The organism is Pseudomonas sp. FP2300 (genome assembly GCF_030687595.1).
GTDB classification, from domain to species: domain Bacteria; phylum Pseudomonadota; class Gammaproteobacteria; order Pseudomonadales; family Pseudomonadaceae; genus Aquipseudomonas; species Aquipseudomonas bijieensis.
On the sequence record NZ_CP117440.1, the window covers coordinates 567868 to 582137 of the forward strand.

Sequence of the window (14270 nt, forward strand, 5' to 3'; positions counted from 1 at the left end):
ATGGGCGGTCATTCTCGGGGCTTCACCTTGCTGGAACTGATGGTCGTCATTGTGTTGATCGGAGTCGTGATGGGCATGGTCAGTCTGGCTCTCGGTCCGAGCCCGGCGCGTGAGGCCCGGCAGCAAGCCCAGGACTTCATCCGTGTGGTGCAGCAGTTGCGCGAACGCGCGGTGTTGGATGGGCTGGAGTATGGGGTGCGCGTACAGCCTCGCGGCTATCAGGCGTTGCGCCTCGAGTCCCTGGGGTGGACAGCGGTGTCGGCGTCGCATCGGCTGCCTGAAAGCCTGACGTTTGGACTGGAGCAGGACGGCCATGTCCTGGCGCTCGATGATGCCCAAGGCCCGCCACAGTTGCTGATGCTCAGCAGTGATGAGATCAGTCCGTTCAGATTGTTCGTCAAAGTTGCCGGCCAGACGATTTCCCAGGTCGTGAGTGATGGCTTGGCGGAGCCGCTGATCGATGGCTGACGCTCGCAGGCTGGCCGCCGATTGCCAGGGATTCACGCTGTTGGAAATCATGGTCGCGCTGGCGATTTTCGCCACGTTGGCGGCTGCGGTGCTGTCGGCCAGCCAGTTCGTGCTCAAGCAAAGCGCCGGGCTCGAGGATCGTCTGTTCGGCGCCTGGCTAGCGGACAACCAACTCAGCGAGCTCCGTCTGCAAGGCGCTACGCCACTTGGCGCACAGCGCCTGGCCCGACGCCTGGATCAGCGCGATTGGCTCTTGCACCAGCGTGTCGCCCCGGCCCGCGACCCGCGTCTGCTCCAGGTCGAGATTCAGGTCAGCCGGGCCGGCAGCCCAGCTGCCGTGCACCGCACCACCGGATGGATCCGCAACCGTCATGAATAGACAGTCGGGCTTCACCTTGTTGGAGCTGGTCATCGCTATCGCCATTTTTGCCCTGCTTGGCCTGGCCAGTTGGCGCCTGTTCGACAGTGTCGTGCGTACCCAGCAGGGCACCGGTCAACATGAGCGTGAAGTCAGGGTCTTGCAACGTGCGGTGGGGGTGATCGAACGGGATGTGTGGCAGGTCGTTGCCGGTTCCATCGGGCTCGCGTCAGGGCGCCTGCAATTGCAGCGCAGCCATTGGGCCAATCCACTGGACCAGCCACGCAGCGAGCGGCAAACGGTGAACTATCGACTCGAGGGAGCGGTGTTGTGGCGCGACAGTCGTGGTGAAGGGCCGGTCAGCGTGCAACAGCAGAAATTGCTCGAGGACGTACGTAGCCTGAGCTGGCGTGTGTTCGACGCGCAGCGGGGCTGGCACGGCGAAACCGTGCGCGGCAACGCGCCACTGGCGCTGGAACTGGTGATTTCCACGGGACGTTTCCAGCAGATCCGTCGCGTGCTGCTGTTGCCTGGGGCGTTGCCGTGAAGCGACAACGGGGCGTGGCGCTGATCAGTGTGCTGTTGGTCCTGAGCCTGGCGCTGCTGCTCACCGCCGGCCTGTTGCGCAGTCATCGCCTGCTGTTGCAGAGCAGCGCGCAGCAGTTGCAGCAGGTCCAGCTGCGTCAGTTGGGGTTGGCCGCTGAAGCCTGGGCGCAGGCAGTGTTGGAAGATAGCGCGATCACTTCGTCCGGGCCGGTAGACCTGAGCCAGGATTGGGCCCGGCTCAAACCTGCATTCGAAATGGAAGACGCCGAGGTTCACGTCGATATCGAGGATCTGGCCGGGCGCCTGAACCTCAACGCGCTGCTGGCCCAGGGTCAAACCGATCAAGTCACGCTCGGTCGTTGGACGCGATTGTTGGCGTTGCTGGATTTACCCGCGCAGGCATTGCCCCAGGTCGGCTCGGTGCAGGAGTTGAGTCAACTGCGTCTGTTGCCGGGCATCGACGGCCAGACGCTGCGGCGCCTGGAGCCTTGGGTGGTATTGCTACCCAGGGAGGCCCTGTTGAATATCAATACCGCCCCGCTGCCAGTGTTGATGAGCCTGGAGGGTATGGAGGATGGGCCGGCCAAAGCGTTGATCAACCAGCGTCGCCACGCGCCATACGCCAGCGTGCAGGCTTTTACCAATGACCCGCTGTTGTCCGGGTTGGGCATTGGCAGCCATGGCCTGGGCGTGAGTAGCCGCTGGTTTCGAATCACCGTGAGCGTGGCCCGTGCCGGCAGCCGTCTGCGCCTGGCCTCGGACATTGAGCGAGATCCCGTTAGCGGACGCTGGACGGTGACTCAGCGTCGTTTTTTACCCATCAGCCTCAGCGAGCACCCTTAGATGAAAACCTGGCTTTACCTGACGGCCGACGGTATGGAGGCGCTTTGCGCCAACTGGCCGTGTTGTGTGTGGTCGCCCACGGGCGAACGACGCTGCCTGCCCTTGCATGAAGCCGCCCGCGAGTTGCACGGGCGAGTCGTCGACGTGCTGTTGCCGATGGAAATGTGCAGCTGGCTGCGCAGCGATCCGTGGCCGTCACGGCGCCAGCCGCGACCCCAGGCCCTAGCATTCGCCATCGAAGAACAGTTGAGTGAAAATCTGGAGACGTTGCACATCAGCGTCGGCGCGCGGGATCGTCAGCAGCGCTACCCGCTGATGGTGACCGAGCGAAGCCGGTTCCAGGCATTGCTGGCGTTGCTGGCCGCGCAAGGCTTCGATGTACGTGCGATGCATGTCGATGCCGACCTGCTTCCCGATGACAAGGCTTTTGCCGTGCGTTGGTTCGGTCGCTGGCTGTTGGGCGGGGCGTTGCCGGCGCGGGTATCGCTGTCGCCCCGGGCCCTGGCAACGCTCAAGCCTGACTTGCCCGAGGACATTCACTGGCTGGACGAGGGACGCGATCGCGAAGGTATCGATGAGTGGCTGCTCAGCGCTGGCGGACATCCCATCGACCTGTTGCAGGGCGAGTTTCGTCGACGTCGTCAGCCTTTGCCGTGGCGTGGCGTGGCGGTTGCTGCGTCGGGATTGTTATTGCTCACCTGGGCGTTCAGCGAGGCTCGCATACGATTTCTTGAAGGCGAAACTCGTTATCTGTACACCCAGGACGAGCAGCGATTCAGGTCGCTGTATCCCGAGCAAACCCGCATCGTCGACCTGGCGGCGCAGTTCCAGGCGTTGCAGAGTCGTCGTGGGCAAAGTCAGGACACCCAGGTTGCGCGTCTGGTCCGTCTGACGGAGCAGGTCATTGGCGCGAGCAACGTCGAAGTGCAACGCGTCGATTTTCGTGAGGACGAAGGTTGGAAAATCCAGCTGACCGCCAACAGCTTTGTCGAGCTTGAGCAACTGCGCGAACGCGGGCAGCAAACCGGACTGCCAGTTACCCTGGGCAGTGCCAGCAAACAGAACAACCGAGTGCAGGCCACGCTCACGCTGGAGAACAGTTGATGAACTTCAATCGCTTGATCCAGGCCTGGGGGAGGGTGTCACGCCGTGAGCAACAATTGTTGCTGGGCCTGGCCGGGCTGTTGTTGGTGGTCGTGGCCTACACCTCGATTTGGCAACCGACCCGGCAACGGCTGGAAGTTGCCGAGCGGCAGTATCGCCAACAGGCTGAGCTGCACGCCCGAATCCAGCGCGCCGACCCCCCCCGGGATCTGACCACCGCGACACGACCCTTGTCGGTGCGCGTCAATGACAGTGCAAGCGCGGCGGGGTTGGACATTGCAGAGATGGAGGTCGACGGCGATTCGTTGCGGCTCGTCGTCAGTGGCGATGCCAATTCGTTGCTTCATTGGTTGGATCAACGTGAGCAGGAGGGCGCGGCACTGCAGTCGTTGACCCTGGAAGCGCGTGATCGTGTGCTGGAGGCGCGCGTGGTGTTACGTCAATGATCGATCGAGTACACAGCAATTTTGGCCAGGGGTATGAGGTTTTTGTGGTGAGAGAGTGGCCGCCGCGTCTTCGACGCTGCGCTGCCGAGCAAGAAACAAGCCCTGTGGCGAGGGGATTTATCCCCGCTGGGTTGCGAAGCGGCCCCCACACCAGGCAACTCGGTGGGCCAGGAAGATTGAGTTCACTGCTTTAGGGCTGCTGCGCAGCCCAGCGGGGATAAATCCCCTCGCCACAAAGTGTCTACTCTGTCCCTGCCTTGGATCTAAACCTGCACATTCCCCGGCAACAACGGCAACTTTGCCAGTTTCACCGCCACCAGCAACGCCACCACCAGCAAGCCACCGATGAACAGGCCGATACCGTTCCACCCGCCCAGGTGCCAGGCCACGCCGCCCGCCGTACCCGCCACACTCGACCCAGCGTAGTAGCTGAACAGGTACAGCGACGATGCCTGGCCCTTGGCTTTGAGGGCGCGGCGGCCGATCCAGCTGCTGGCGACCGAGTGGGCGCCGAAGAAGCCGAAGGTGAACACCAGCATGCCCAGGACCACCAGCCACAGTGGCGTGGCCATGGTCAGCGCGAGCCCGGCCAGCATCAGGGCGATGGTGGCCCAGAGCATTTTGCGCCGACCGAGTTTGTCTGCCAGTGCACCGACTTTCGCCGAGCTGTAGATACCCGACAGGTACACCACCGACAACAATCCGACGAACGCCTGATCCAGATGATAAGGCTCGGCCAGCAAGCGGTAGCCGATGTAGTTGAACAACGTCACGAATGCGCCCATCAACACGAAGGCTTCGAGAAACAGCAGCGGCAGACCGGCGTCGCGAAAGTGCATGGTGAAACCGTCCAGCAGGCTGCGCGGGTGTAGCGAGCGCGGGCGGAAGTTGCGCGACTCGGGCAGAATCCTCCAGAACACCGCCGCCGCGATCAGGGCCAGGCCACCGATCACCAGCATCGCGGTGTGCCAGCTGACAAAGTCGATCAAGACCCCCGTGATCAGGCGCCCGCACATGCCGCCGATGGCGTTGCCGGCGATGTACAGGCCCATCGCCAGGCCGATGTGCTTGGGGTGGATCTCTTCGCTCAAGTAGGTCATCGCCACCGCTGCCAACCCGCTCAATGACAAACCCACCAAGGCGCGCAGCACCAGTACGCCTTGCCAGGTCGGCATCATGGCACTGGCAATCGTGCACACCGAGGCCGCGAACAGCGCCGCGACCATCACTGGCTTGCGACCGATGCGGTCGGAAATCGGGCCGGTGACCAGCAGACCGATGGCGAGCAGGCCGGTCGCCACCGACAGGATCAGGCTGCTCTGCGCCGCGTTGATGGAGAACTCCTTGGACAGCAGCGGCATCATCGGTTGCACGCAGTACAGCAAGGCGAAGGTCGCAAAGCCACCGCTGAACAGCGCCAGCACCGTGCGCATGAACATCGGCGTGCCTTTCTCGATGTAGATGTCCTTCAATTCGGCGACGACGTCATCCTGCACACTAGGTGGGATTTCATGGGCCAGTGGAGCGACAGCAGTTTTCACGGTGGACCTCGAACGAACACGGCCAGGCAGGCAATGAAAAAAGCATATAGCCGGCTAATGTTTCTATCCAATATATTGTTCGACCTGTTTAAGACGTTTTACGACCTATTGGATTGCCCATGGAATTGCGTCATCTGCGTTACTTCATCGCCGTGGCCGAAGAGCTGCATTTTGGCCGCGCGGCCCTGGCCCTGGGCATCTCCCAACCGCCCTTGAGCCAGCAGATCCAGGCGCTGGAGCAGGAGATCGGTGCACGGCTGTTCGAGCGCACCAATCGTCGGGTCGAACTGAGCGAGGCCGGGCGACTGTTCCTCGAAGAGGCGCGACGGGTACTGGCTCAGGTCGATAAGGCGGCTGACGTGGCCCGCCGTGCCCAGTTAGGCGAGTTGGGTGAGCTGAAAATCGGCTTCACTTCCTCGGCGCCGTTCAACTCGACCATTCCCCAAGCGATCTTCACGTTTCGCCAACGCTTCCCGGCCGTGCACCTGAACCTGCGGGAAATGAGCAGCACCCAGGTCGCGGATGCATTGGTAGACGAAGCGATCGAGGTGGGCATCATGCGTCCGCTGCCACTGCCCGACTCCTTGCAGGAAATCGAACTCAGCCGCGAACCGCTGGTGGCCGTGCTCAGCTCCAAGCATCCCCTGGCCCAGGGCAGCGAAGCGGGCCTGTTCCTCTCGGCGCTGGCTCAGGAACCCTTCGTGTTCTTCCCTCGCAGCTACGGCAGCGGCCTCTACGCGCAACTCCTGAGCCTGGCCCGCGACGCCGGCTTCAGCCCACACTTCGCCCAAGAGGCCGGTGAAGCCATGACCATCATCGGCCTGGTCGCGGCGGGGCTGGGTGTCTCAGTCCTGCCGGCGTCATACCAGCGCATGCGTATCGACGGCGTGGTCTATCGATCGCTGCTCGACCCGGCGGCGGTGTCGGCGGTGTGGCTGGTACAGCGCAAGGACCAGCGGTCGCCGATGGCGAAGGCGTTTGTGGCGTTGTTGACCGATGAGGTGGAGTTACCTAGTGGTTAATGTCGGCGCGGATGAAACTATAAAGTTGAAGTTGGTAATGAATGTAAAAACAGAGGGTGGTAAGGAAAATCCAGAAAGTTGGCAAATGTTTTGGCGTTGACCAATAGAGTATGTGCTCCAGCAACAGGATCACCGTTACGGTCGTGGCGAGGACGCTCGCGGATTTGGTAAGAAGGGTATTGGGCGCGTTATTTGCTTTTCTTAAGCGATAAGGATGCTGGAAAAGTAGCAGGAGTAGTAATGTGAGCAGGGTGCCGATCATTGCTGCGAATGGGATGGCGATAATGTCATGTTCGGCTGGGTAGAGGTTGTTTGTATAGTTTGCGAATAAGTTATAACTGCCAATGATTAGAGTGGTTGAAAGGCTCATCAGGTAAGACCAAAGAGAGTGTTTTGTTTTCACGATTTTTATCCCTATCCATGGCATTGCTTATTTTGACGGCTAATTGAGCACGCATGAATAAGAGACTCAATGCCCTAATGACAGCTTGGGAAATGGATTACAAGTTTTACGGAAGGTTACCTGTCTGGGCTTGAGGCTTGCTGTTGCCAGGCGCCACCCGTGACCGAGCAAGCCAACATTGCTTCAGTTTTTCACCGTCTCAGCCGATATCCCATTGTTCGACCTACCCAATCATGGAGAAACAGGATGTTCAAGCAGTTGACCTTTACTGCCTTGCTGGCAGTCGCCGCGCTGACCACGGGGTGTGCTTCGGTAAAAATGGCGGATGACACCCAGGATGCTCAGGCGAAAACCTTCCAGACCGTTCCTGACAAAGCGAACATCTACGTTTATCGCAACGAAAGCATGGGCGCCGGGGTGAAAATGCCGGTAACGCTCAACGGTAAAGCTGTCGGGCAGACCGTTGCCAAGTCGTATTTGATGCTATCGGTACCGGCTGGCCAGCAGACGTTGGTGTCGTCTGCGGAAAACGATTCAGAGCTCAAGCTCAGCACAGAAGCGGGCAAGAACTATTTTGTCTGGCAGGAAGTGAAAGTGGGTTTCATCAAGGCTCGTAACAACCTGCAGGTTGTCGATGAAAAAACCGGCCGTGCCGGGGTAGTGGAAAGCAAGTTGATTCAAGCTGAGTGACTCGACTGTCTCTGATCCGTGCTGTTTGAGAGGGCGCTGAAAAGCGCCCTTTTCTATGGGGTTAGCCTGATGGTGATCAATGCGTTGTCTGAACTTTCCAGGACCATTGAACAAAAAATTGTCAAAGCGTTGGGACTGACTGCATGCCAGTACCTGAACCGGCCAGCATGATGCGAGGCCCCCAATTACCGCCAGGGTTCATCACGAGCTAGTACGTCCCCACACGGATTATGTATCCACAACACCTGTACACCGCCTGACACCGCCTCATGCGGTATCTATATATCGCCCCCTCTTCGCGCGTCTTCGATAGGTTATTTCTTCCGAAAACTTTCAGGAAGAGAACATGCTGGAGCCCCCCGTACAAACCACGAGCGCCCTGCATAGAGTTCCTGTTGGCTGTAGGGAAATTCGCATTCCTAGTTGCGATGTTTCCTATTTGCTCCAGATGTCCACGCTGCTGGGGTTGCGAGTCACCAGCGTAGCAACGTCTTATTCATCATTCCGAATTGTCTGGCCCAATGCTCCTTCCCGGCGGAAAGGGAAGTAGCCCAAAGCCCGTGAATAAGGCCCTTGGAAATGCACTCATCTTCCTACACCCCATACACCAACGAAGTCTCTCGTGAATATCTCCGTCATTTGGACGATTTGTACTTGGAGCAACAGCCGCTTGATGGTTTTGACGAAAAAGTCATCACATTTCTTAATCAACAAAAAGCGTTCGTCATGGCTCATCCCCCAATCGCTATTTACCGGGTGGCCACCGAGGGTAGCCAGACGCGTTACGGCGGAACGATCCAGCAAGTGTCATCGTCGTTGACGTTCACCCTGGATAATGGCTGGAAAGTACAAGCGGCGCAGAAAGGCGACCAGGTTGTGTACGCCGATGGCAGCACCGCGCGGATCGTAACCGCCGCCGGGGCCGCCAATAGCAACATCGCCCTGGTCGGCAGCCGCTTGAGCAATGGCGACGAGATCATCAATACGCCGCAGAGACGTTTTCTGATCATCGTGCGTGAAGGCGTGCCGATGGCGGAGGACTTTTTGCCCGCTCTCAAACTGGCGGATGTTCATTACCTGCACTCGAATGGGGTGAAGGAGAACATCCAATGAGAGAGGGGTACTTCATCGGTTTGGGTGACAAGACCACTTGTGGTGGGAAAGTGCTGGAAGGCGATAGCAGGGGCAACATGTTTGGCCTGCTGCATGCCCGCGAAGGTGATCGCGTCTCGTGTGGCCGGGATGGAAAAACCTATCAGATCAGCGGCGGCATCGCGCATATGGTCAGTCATGGCAGGCATATGGCCGGCACGCTGGATAGCCACAGTACCTGCCCCTGCAAAGCGCGACTGATCCCTTCGGTGCTCTGGGCTACCTACAAATGAAGAGGTGATGACGGTAGCCCAGCCAACATCATCGGTGCTGACCCACTGCAATCGCGAGCAGGCTCGCTCCCACAGGATTTGGTGGCATACCAGATTGCGTACACCCTGACTGTGGGAGCGAGCCTGCTCGCGATTGCGGCGGATCCGGGTTTATTGCACCTTCGCCAGATCCCCTTTCAACGCAACGCCCGCCATGATCGCGCCAGCGTGGCATTCATAGGTGGTCGGGTCCTTGCGTTCGTTGCTCTTGTAGAAGCTGACGATGTTGGTGACGGCGTTGGCGCCGGCGTTCTTGGCGGCCTGGTGCAGGCTGATCAGTGCCGATTGCAGCACCCATTCGCAGGCCACTTCATCGGATTTGTTGAAGGCGTTGGTTTTCTTGTTGGTCACCGCTCCTGGGCTGACCACGGTGACGTTGCCGGCCGGTTTGTTGCCGGCCAGGTAGAACTTCACGCTGCCGTCGATCTTGCCGGTGCGGATGGCCTCGGCGACGACTTTGTCGAACGGCAGGAACAGCGCGGTATCACGGGCCTGGCTGAGGCTTGGCAGGGTGCTGAGCAACAGGGCGGCGGTTACGGCGATTTTCTTCAACGACATCAGGGTCTCCTTGACGAGGGGTAACAGGGTTTTGAATCCGATTCAGCGCCAGCGGCGGAAGATCAGCGAGGTGTTGACCCCACCAAAGGCGAAGTTGTTGTTCATCACGTATTCGTGGCTCATCGGCCGGAATTCGTTGCGCAGGTAATCGAGCTTGCCGCACTGGGGATCGACCTCATCGAGGTTGAAGGTGTGCACGTACAGGTCGCGATTCATCATTTCGATGCTGAACCAGGACTCCAGCGCCCCGCAGGCACCCAGGGTGTGGCCGAGGAAGCTCTTTTGCGAGCTGATGGGCATGTGTTCGCCAAACAGGCTGCTGGTGGCCAGGGTCTCGGCGATGTCGCCCTGCTCAGTCGCGGTGCCGTGGCCGTTGACGTAGCCGATGGCCGAGGGTTCGAGGCCGGCGTCTTCCAGGGCCAGCTCCATGGCCCGGCGCATGGTGCTCAGTTCGGGTCGGGTGGCGTGCTGGCCGTCGGCGTTGCTGCCAAAGCCGACGATCTCGGCATGGATTTTTGCGCCACGGGCCAGGGCGTGTTCCAGTTCTTCGAGTACCAGTATGCCGGCGCCTTCGCCGATCACCAGGCCATCGCGGCCCTTGTCGTAGGGACGTGGGCTGGTTTGCGGCGCATCGTTTTTCAGGCTGGTGGCGTACAGCGCATCGAAGACCATCGCTTCGGTCGGGCACAGCTCTTCGGCGCCGCCGGCCAGCATCAGCGGCAGGCGCCCGAACTTGATGGCCTCGTAGGCATAGCCGATGCCGTGGCTGCCGCTGGTGCAGGCGCTGGAGGTGGGGATCAGGCGCCCGGTCAGCCCAAAGAAGATGCTGATGTTGGCTGCCGTGGTGTGCGGCATCATCCGCACGTAGGAGTTGGCGTTCAGCCCTTCGGCCACGCTGTTGAGCAGCATGTTGCCGAACGCCTTGATTTCGTCGGTGCTGCCGGTGGACGAGCCACAGGACACGCCCATGCGCCCGTCCTTGATCGACTCATCGCCCAACAGGCCTGCGTCGGCCAGGGCCTGTTCCGCCGCGGCGACCGCCAGGCGCGAGACGCGGCCCATGCTGCGCAATTGCTTGCGGGTCCAGTGGGCCGGGACCTGGAAGTCGTCGATGGGGCCGGCCAGCCGCGTGTTCAGTTCGCTGAAGCGGTCCCACTCATCCATGCGCCGGATGCCGCTGCGATTGGCGGCGAAGTTGGCGGCGATGGTTTCCCAGTCGCTGCCTATGGAGGTGATACCGGCCATGCCGGTGACGACAACGCGCTTCATCAGCACAAGCCTCCGTTGACGGCCAGGACTTGCCGGGTGATGTAGCCGGCTTCGGCGGACATCAGGAAATTCACCGCACCCGCCACTTCTTGCGCAGTGCCCATGCGCTGGGCGGGGATCATTTTCATCAGTTCTTCCACGGGTACGTTTTCATCGAGCATGGCGGTGTCGATCAGGCCGGGCGCGACGCAATTGACGGTGATCTTGCGCTTGCCCAGCTCGATTGCCAACGCCTTCGCCGCACCGATCAAACCGGCCTTCGAAGCACTGTAGTTGACCTGCCCGCGATTACCGATCAGCCCGGAGACCGAGGTGATGCAGACGATCCGCCCGGCGGCGCGACGCCGGATCATCGGCATCATCACCGGGTGCAGCACGTTGTAGAAACCGTCGAGGTTGGTGCGCATCACCACATCCCAGTCGTCTTCGCTCAGGGCCGGGAAGGCGCCATCGCGGGTCAGGCCGGCATTGAGCACCACGCCGTAATAGGCGCCGTGGGTTTCGACGTCGGCTTCGAGAGTCGCTTTGCAGGCAGCGCGGTCGGACACGTCGAATTGCAGTACTCGCGCCTGGCGGCCCAGGGCCTGGATTTCTGCCTGGACCGCTTCGGCCTCGGCGCGGCCGCTGCGGCAATGCAGCACGATGTCGTGCCCGGCCTCGGCCAGGCGCAGGGCGATGGCGCGGCCGATGCCACGGCTGGAGCCGGTGACCAGTACGGATTCAGTCATGACGGGTTTCCTGTTGCGGACGGTTCATGAAGGTAATGGGCGGCCTTGGGCGGACGGAAAACGTTGAGCCGGGCCGTGGCATGGATGCCGGGGGCGTGGATGTGGCATTCGAACACGCCCATGCCGTTGTCGTCTTCCAGGGAGCGCACGCCGTGGATGCTCAGCTCGGCACCGACGGGAAAACAGTCGACGTTGCATTCGAACTTGCGGGTGCCGAGCAAAAAGCCCAGCTCCACGGCATCGCCGCGCCGGCGCGCATGGCAACCGGCAAACGCCGCGACGCTCTGGGCCATCAGCTCGATGCCGACCCAGGCCGGCAGCGCGCCGTCTTCGCGGTTGAACAAACCACCAGGCTTGACGGTGGTGTGGGTATGGATCTGTTCGTCATCGAACGACAGGATCCGGTCGATGAGGATCATGTCCCCTGCGTGGGGCAGCAGTTCGGCGAGCGGCCAGTCAATCATGGGGCGTCTCCGATAATCAGGCTGACGTTGTTGCCGCCGAAGGCAAATGAATTGCTCATCAGGCGGCGCGGGATGGCCGGGTTCAGGCGGGTGCTGGCGGTGACCCAGTCCAGCGCCGGCAACGCAGGATCGGCCTGGCCGTCCCAGACATGCGGTGGCAGGGCCTGGGCGCTGTTTTGGGGGCTCAGGGCCAGCCAGCAGAACGCCGCTTCCAGCGCCCCGGCCGCGCCGAGGGTATGGCCGGTCATGGGTTTGGTGGACGAGCAGGGCACGCCCGCCGGAAATAGCCCGGCCACCGCCTGGCTCTCCATGGCGTCGTTGTGCTGCGTGGCGGTGCCGTGCAGGTTCAGGTAGTCGATCTGGCTGGCTTCGAGGCCCGCGCAATGCAGGGCTTTTTCCATGGCCTGGCGGGCGCCGCGACCGCTGGGCTCGGGGGCGGAAATATGATGGGCATCGGAACTGGCGCCGTCGCCCAGCAGGGCGATCCTGGGGCCGTCTCCCGGGGTCTTGCTCATCAGGAACAGCACCGCCGCTTCGCCGATGTTGATGCCGCTGCGGTTCACCGAAAACGGATTGCAGCGTTCGCTCGATACCGCTTCCAGTGCGGAAAAACCGTTGAGGGTCAGTTTGCACAGGCTGTCCACGCCACCGCACAGCACGGCATCGCACAGGCCCAGGTCCAGCAGGCGTCGGGCACTCATCAAGGCGCGGGCGCTGGAGGTGCAGGCCGTGGAGATCACGTAGGACGGACCGCTCAGGCCGAGCCAGTCGGAAAGAAAATTGGCCGGCGCGCTGAGTTCCTGTTGCTGATAGTCGTAGCCATCGGGGAAGCGTTGTTCGCGCAGGTAGTGGGCGATGCCCTGGCTGGCCTCATCGATGCCCGACGTGCTGGTGCCCAGGACGATGCCGATACGGGCATGACCGTAGGCCTGGATGGCCTGGTCGATCTCTGCGCGAATCTGCAACCCGGCTTCCAGCAGCAGTTGGTTGTTGCGGCTGCGTTGCGCCGCAAGGACAGGGGGGATGGGCGCGAGTTCCCCCGGCACCGAGGCGACCGGCAAGGCGCGTTCGGCCACCCAGCCATCCTCGATGCGCACGCCCGAGCAGTCGCCGGCAAACAGGTTGCGCGCGACGCTATGTCTGTCGCGGCCCAGGGCGCAGATCACCCCGAGGGCATTCAAATAGGCGGTCATGGGGCGTTCTCGGTCAACGGTGTGATGCGGTAGCGGGGGCCTTGGGGCAGGCTCAGTTCAAAATCCAGCGGCTGCTTGTAGCGCACCAGCCAGCGACTATCGAGGCTCCGTTGCGACGCCTGTTGCCGGGCGGCCGGGTAGTTGTCGGGCAGTTCGGCTTCGGGGGTCAGGGCGAACAGCAGCGCGGCGAACAACTCCCGGGCCTCGGCGTTGGGCGGCAGCAGACCGTCGGCCTGCCACTGGCCAGCGACCAGGCGCTGACGGGCCGCTGGAATGCCCAGCGGGTCCATCATCGACCAACGGATGCTGGCGTCTTCGCGCTGGATCACCAGCAACCAGTCCTGGCGTTGGCCGGCCATTGTCCGCTCGATGTGCAGTTGCATCGGCAACGCCAGGGTCGGCATGCGCGCGGGCAGCGGCGCGTGGCTGGCGCAGGCACTGAGCAGCAACACACAGGCGATCAGCAGGCCACGGATCATCCGGCAGCCCCTTCGAGAGGTTTGCGAGCCACCACGTTGACCAGGGTTTCCTCCCGCTCGCCAAATGGCTTGGGACGACGCAGGCCAAAGCGTTCCAGCAGGCCGAAATCCTTGGCACGGCTCCACCACAGGTACGGGTAGGACACGTTGCGGGCCTCGAACTGGAAACCCTGTTCGCGGATCATCTCCAGGTATTGCGCGGCGCTTTTCTGCACGTGCATGGGATGGCGGAACAGCCAGCGAATCACCCAGGTGTCGATGTAGGCTTCGGTGGATTCGGCGAACATCAAGTAGCCGCCGGGCTTGAGTACGCGATAGAACTCGGCGAGGGCCTTTTCCTGCTCCACCAGGTGATGGAAGGTCTGGTGGCAGAACAGCAGGTCGACGCTGGCATCGGGCACCGTCAATGTCGCGCAGTCGCTGCCGATCAGCTCCACGGTGATGCCCTGGCGCGCGGCTTCCTCACGGCTCAGATCCAGACTGTGGGGGTCGGCATCCACGCCGATCAGGCGTTGCGGCGTGAACACCTGGCGCAGGTACTGGAACGACTTGCCCTGGCCGCAGCCAGCGTCCAGCAGCACCGGGTTGGCCGGCAGCGGGGTGCTGAACAGGCTGCGCAGGTCGTTGATCGCCACGCGCAACACATGGTGCTGCCAGGTGTGGCTGCGCAGGAACCAGAAGCCGAAGCGGGTTTCTTCGACGTAGTTGTCGCTCAGGTAGCTCATGGTTGCTGA

The 14270-nt window shown here is 61.6% G+C and carries 19 protein-coding genes; 10 read left to right on the forward strand and 9 right to left on the reverse strand.

What is annotated here, in order from left to right:
• Genes gspH through gspM form a run of 6 tightly spaced genes read left to right on the forward strand, consistent with a single transcriptional unit; the run spans position 1 to position 3765 of the window.
• The gene (gspH, locus tag PSH86_RS02415) at positions 1–468 is read left to right on the forward strand and encodes a type II secretion system minor pseudopilin GspH (RefSeq protein WP_109752053.1); all 468 of its coding nucleotides are present in this window, start codon (positions 1–3) and stop codon (positions 466–468) included.
• Positions 461–847: a type II secretion system minor pseudopilin GspI gene (gspI, locus tag PSH86_RS02420; RefSeq protein ID WP_116833996.1), complete on the forward strand. Its 387-nt coding sequence runs from the start codon at positions 461–463 to the stop codon at positions 845–847. Before gspH ends, gspI begins: the two co-directional genes overlap by 8 nt.
• Positions 840–1373 carry a type II secretion system protein GspJ gene (locus PSH86_RS02425; protein WP_305487516.1) on the forward strand — a complete coding sequence of 178 codons (534 nt, stop codon included), beginning with the start codon at positions 840–842 and terminating at the stop codon, positions 1371–1373. The genes gspI and PSH86_RS02425 overlap by 8 nt, the downstream gene beginning before the upstream one ends.
• Positions 1370–2215 (forward strand): type II secretion system protein GspK, encoded by an 846-nt coding sequence (locus PSH86_RS02430; RefSeq protein WP_305487519.1) that lies wholly within the window; start codon positions 1370–1372, stop codon positions 2213–2215. Before PSH86_RS02425 ends, PSH86_RS02430 begins: the two co-directional genes overlap by 4 nt.
• Positions 2216–3319, forward strand: coding sequence for a type II secretion system protein GspL (gene gspL / locus PSH86_RS02435; protein WP_109752057.1), 1104 nt, complete (start codon positions 2216–2218; stop codon positions 3317–3319).
• On the forward strand, positions 3319–3765 hold the full coding sequence (gene gspM / locus PSH86_RS02440) for a type II secretion system protein GspM (RefSeq protein WP_109752058.1): 447 nt from the start codon (positions 3319–3321) through the stop codon (positions 3763–3765). Before gspL ends, gspM begins: the two co-directional genes overlap by 1 nt.
• A 263-nt stretch (positions 3766–4028) precedes the next feature.
• Here the strand turns inward: gspM and PSH86_RS02445 are convergent, their stop codons facing one another.
• The gene (locus PSH86_RS02445) at positions 4029–5204 is read right to left on the reverse strand and encodes an MFS transporter (protein WP_269154843.1); all 1176 of its coding nucleotides are present in this window, start codon (positions 5202–5204) and stop codon (positions 4029–4031) included.
• Between the two features lie 221 nt (positions 5205–5425).
• On the opposite strand from PSH86_RS02445, the gene PSH86_RS02450 reads away from it, so the two are divergent.
• Positions 5426–6328: a LysR family transcriptional regulator gene (locus PSH86_RS02450; RefSeq protein WP_116834001.1), complete on the forward strand. Its 903-nt coding sequence runs from the start codon at positions 5426–5428 to the stop codon at positions 6326–6328.
• On the opposite strand, the gene PSH86_RS02455 is transcribed toward PSH86_RS02450, so the two are convergent.
• Positions 6318–6731: a hypothetical protein gene (locus PSH86_RS02455; RefSeq protein WP_163855629.1), complete on the reverse strand. Its 414-nt coding sequence runs from the start codon at positions 6729–6731 to the stop codon at positions 6318–6320. The genes PSH86_RS02450 and PSH86_RS02455 overlap by 11 nt on opposite strands.
• A 246-nt stretch (positions 6732–6977) precedes the next feature.
• On the opposite strand from PSH86_RS02455, the gene PSH86_RS02460 reads away from it, so the two are divergent.
• The 3 genes from PSH86_RS02460 to PSH86_RS02470 all read left to right on the forward strand — a co-directional run bounded on the left by PSH86_RS02460 (position 6978) and on the right by PSH86_RS02470 (position 8806).
• Complete coding sequence (locus PSH86_RS02460) at positions 6978–7421, forward strand: DUF2846 domain-containing protein (RefSeq protein ID WP_134922538.1); 444 nt, start codon at positions 6978–6980, stop codon at positions 7419–7421.
• A 579-nt stretch (positions 7422–8000) separates the two neighbouring features.
• Complete coding sequence (locus PSH86_RS02465) at positions 8001–8534, forward strand: PAAR domain-containing protein (protein WP_109752063.1); 534 nt, start codon at positions 8001–8003, stop codon at positions 8532–8534.
• The gene (locus PSH86_RS02470) at positions 8531–8806 is read left to right on the forward strand and encodes a PAAR domain-containing protein (protein WP_109752064.1); all 276 of its coding nucleotides are present in this window, start codon (positions 8531–8533) and stop codon (positions 8804–8806) included. Before PSH86_RS02465 ends, PSH86_RS02470 begins: the two co-directional genes overlap by 4 nt.
• 150 nt (positions 8807–8956) lie before the next feature.
• On the opposite strand, the gene PSH86_RS02475 is transcribed toward PSH86_RS02470, so the two are convergent.
• The 7 genes from PSH86_RS02475 to PSH86_RS02505 are packed head-to-tail and all read right to left on the reverse strand — an operon-like array spanning position 8957 to position 14261.
• Positions 8957–9403: a hypothetical protein gene (locus PSH86_RS02475; RefSeq protein WP_003197008.1), complete on the reverse strand. Its 447-nt coding sequence runs from the start codon at positions 9401–9403 to the stop codon at positions 8957–8959.
• 42 nt (positions 9404–9445) lie between these two features.
• Positions 9446–10672, reverse strand: coding sequence for a beta-ketoacyl-ACP synthase (locus PSH86_RS02480; protein WP_109752065.1), 1227 nt, complete (start codon positions 10670–10672; stop codon positions 9446–9448).
• The gene (gene fabG, locus PSH86_RS02485; protein ID WP_109752066.1) at positions 10672–11400 is read right to left on the reverse strand and encodes a 3-oxoacyl-ACP reductase FabG; all 729 of its coding nucleotides are present in this window, start codon (positions 11398–11400) and stop codon (positions 10672–10674) included. Before fabG ends, PSH86_RS02480 begins: the two co-directional genes overlap by 1 nt.
• Positions 11397–11864: a hotdog family protein gene (locus tag PSH86_RS02490; protein ID WP_109752067.1), complete on the reverse strand. Its 468-nt coding sequence runs from the start codon at positions 11862–11864 to the stop codon at positions 11397–11399. Before PSH86_RS02490 ends, fabG begins: the two co-directional genes overlap by 4 nt.
• Complete coding sequence (locus PSH86_RS02495; RefSeq protein ID WP_163855622.1) at positions 11861–13057, reverse strand: beta-ketoacyl-[acyl-carrier-protein] synthase family protein; 1197 nt, start codon at positions 13055–13057, stop codon at positions 11861–11863. Before PSH86_RS02495 ends, PSH86_RS02490 begins: the two co-directional genes overlap by 4 nt.
• Positions 13054–13536 carry a DUF3261 domain-containing protein gene (locus PSH86_RS02500; RefSeq protein WP_109752069.1) on the reverse strand — a complete coding sequence of 161 codons (483 nt, stop codon included), beginning with the start codon at positions 13534–13536 and terminating at the stop codon, positions 13054–13056. The genes PSH86_RS02495 and PSH86_RS02500 overlap by 4 nt, the downstream gene beginning before the upstream one ends.
• Positions 13533–14261 (reverse strand): class I SAM-dependent methyltransferase, encoded by a 729-nt coding sequence (locus PSH86_RS02505; protein ID WP_305487541.1) that lies wholly within the window; start codon positions 14259–14261, stop codon positions 13533–13535. Before PSH86_RS02505 ends, PSH86_RS02500 begins: the two co-directional genes overlap by 4 nt.
• Positions 14262–14270: the final 9 nt, after the last annotated feature.

What these genes read in the sequence shown, in the direction of transcription:
- gspH (WP_109752053.1), top strand. Translation starts at nt 1, where the DNA reads ATGGGCGGTCATTCTCGGGGCTTCACCTTGCTGGAACTGATGGTCGTC.
- gspI (WP_116833996.1), top strand. Translation starts at nt 461, where the DNA reads ATGGCTGACGCTCGCAGGCTGGCCGCCGATTGCCAGGGATTCACGCTG.
- PSH86_RS02425 (WP_305487516.1), top strand. Translation starts at nt 840, where the DNA reads ATGAATAGACAGTCGGGCTTCACCTTGTTGGAGCTGGTCATCGCTATC.
- gspL (WP_109752057.1), top strand. Translation starts at nt 2,216, where the DNA reads ATGAAAACCTGGCTTTACCTGACGGCCGACGGTATGGAGGCGCTTTGC.
- gspM (WP_109752058.1), top strand. Translation starts at nt 3,319, where the DNA reads ATGAACTTCAATCGCTTGATCCAGGCCTGGGGGAGGGTGTCACGCCGT.
- PSH86_RS02445 (WP_269154843.1), bottom strand. Translation starts at nt 5,204, where the DNA reads ATGTTCATGCGCACGGTGCTGGCGCTGTTCAGCGGTGGCTTTGCGACC.
- PSH86_RS02450 (WP_116834001.1), top strand. Translation starts at nt 5,426, where the DNA reads ATGGAATTGCGTCATCTGCGTTACTTCATCGCCGTGGCCGAAGAGCTG.
- PSH86_RS02460 (WP_134922538.1), top strand. Translation starts at nt 6,978, where the DNA reads ATGTTCAAGCAGTTGACCTTTACTGCCTTGCTGGCAGTCGCCGCGCTG.
- PSH86_RS02465 (WP_109752063.1), top strand. Translation starts at nt 8,001, where the DNA reads ATGCACTCATCTTCCTACACCCCATACACCAACGAAGTCTCTCGTGAA.
- PSH86_RS02470 (WP_109752064.1), top strand. Translation starts at nt 8,531, where the DNA reads ATGAGAGAGGGGTACTTCATCGGTTTGGGTGACAAGACCACTTGTGGT.
- PSH86_RS02475 (WP_003197008.1), bottom strand. Translation starts at nt 9,403, where the DNA reads ATGTCGTTGAAGAAAATCGCCGTAACCGCCGCCCTGTTGCTCAGCACC.
- PSH86_RS02480 (WP_109752065.1), bottom strand. Translation starts at nt 10,672, where the DNA reads ATGAAGCGCGTTGTCGTCACCGGCATGGCCGGTATCACCTCCATAGGC.
- fabG (WP_109752066.1), bottom strand. Translation starts at nt 11,400, where the DNA reads ATGACTGAATCCGTACTGGTCACCGGCTCCAGCCGTGGCATCGGCCGC.
- PSH86_RS02490 (WP_109752067.1), bottom strand. Translation starts at nt 11,864, where the DNA reads ATGATTGACTGGCCGCTCGCCGAACTGCTGCCCCACGCAGGGGACATG.
- PSH86_RS02495 (WP_163855622.1), bottom strand. Translation starts at nt 13,057, where the DNA reads ATGACCGCCTATTTGAATGCCCTCGGGGTGATCTGCGCCCTGGGCCGC.
- PSH86_RS02500 (WP_109752069.1), bottom strand. Translation starts at nt 13,536, where the DNA reads ATGATCCGTGGCCTGCTGATCGCCTGTGTGTTGCTGCTCAGTGCCTGC.
- PSH86_RS02505 (WP_305487541.1), bottom strand. Translation starts at nt 14,261, where the DNA reads ATGAGCTACCTGAGCGACAACTACGTCGAAGAAACCCGCTTCGGCTTC.